This window comes from uncultured Leptotrichia sp., assembly GCF_938036635.1.
Taxonomy (GTDB): Bacteria; Fusobacteriota; Fusobacteriia; order Fusobacteriales; family Leptotrichiaceae; genus Leptotrichia; species Leptotrichia hongkongensis.
Window position 1 is genome coordinate 1 of the sequence record NZ_CALHQO010000061.1, and the last position, 1,204, is coordinate 1,204.

The 1,204-nt window shown below is 26.7% G+C and carries 2 protein-coding genes; both read left to right on the top strand.

The genetic code is table 11. The features are described 5' to 3' along the window. On the top strand, positions 1 to 615 hold a 615-nt coding region (locus Q0370_RS01065; protein ID WP_299570923.1), incomplete at its 5' end, for a glycosyltransferase family 2 protein. Beyond that, positions 615 to 1,204, top strand: a 590-nt coding sequence (locus Q0370_RS01070) for a hypothetical protein (protein ID WP_299570926.1), incomplete at its 3' end; no start/stop codon positions are given. The genes Q0370_RS01065 and Q0370_RS01070, both read left to right, overlap by 1 nt.

Genomic DNA, 1,204 nt, shown 5'->3' on the forward strand with positions numbered 1-1,204 from the left:
GAAATATTAGTTTGTATAAAACAAGTTGCAGACGATTCTGTTGAAATATTTATGAATGAAAAAACAGGAAAACCTGCATTAGAAGGAGTTGAAAAAGTAGTAAATGCTTTTGACACTTATGCTTTGGAAATGGCAGTAAGATTAAAAGAAGCAAAAGGAGATTTTTTAGGATGGACGCATGCAGATATGCAGACAGACCCAAAAGATGTGATAAAGGCTTATGAAATATTAGAAAAAGAAAATTGGAATAAAAATATTTATGTTAAAGGAAATAGAAAAGGAAGACCATTTTTTGATCAGTTTTTTACATTTGGAATGTCTGTATTTGAAACAATTTTTATGGGCAAAGTTTTATATGATGTAAATGCACAGCCTAATATTTTTTCAAAAGAATTCTTTTCCAAATGGGAGAATCCTCCTAAAGATTTTTCTCTTGACTTGTATGCATTATATATGGCTAAAAAAAATAAGTTAAAAATTATAAGATTTGATGTCTTATTTCCTGAAAGAATACATGGACAATCTACTTGGAATACTGGACTAGCATCTAAATGGAAATTTATAAAAAGAACTATGGCATTTAGTTTAGAACTGAAAAAAAGAGGTGTGAAGTAATGGAATTCATAGCACATAGAATAAATAAATTAGAAGAATTAGAAACATTACCTAAAGAATATGGAGTTGAAATAGATTTGAGAGATAATGTTGATGGGAAAATATATATAAATCATGATCCTTTTATTTTAGGTAAAGATTTTGAAGAGTATCTAAAAAAATATAGCCATGGAACTATGATATTAAATATAAAAAGTGAGAGAATAGAACTTAAAATTTTAGAACTGCTAAAAAAATATAGCATAAATAATTATTTTTTTCTTGATTCTTCTTTTCCAATGATAAAATTGTTGTCAGATAAGGGTGAAAAAAATATTGCTTTAAGATATTCTGAATATGAAGGATTAGATACATTAGAGAACATGCAAGGAAGAGTTAATTGGGTATGGGTAGACTGTTTTACAAAATTACCAATAAATAATGAAATTTATAGAAAAATAAAAAATATGGGGTATAAATTGTGTCTAGTATCACCAGAGTTGCAAAATCAGAAGGAAAAGCTAGAATTATATGTTAAGCAGATAAAAGATGAAAAAATAGAATTTGATGCAATTTGTACAAAGGAATATAATGTAGAAAAATGGAAAAA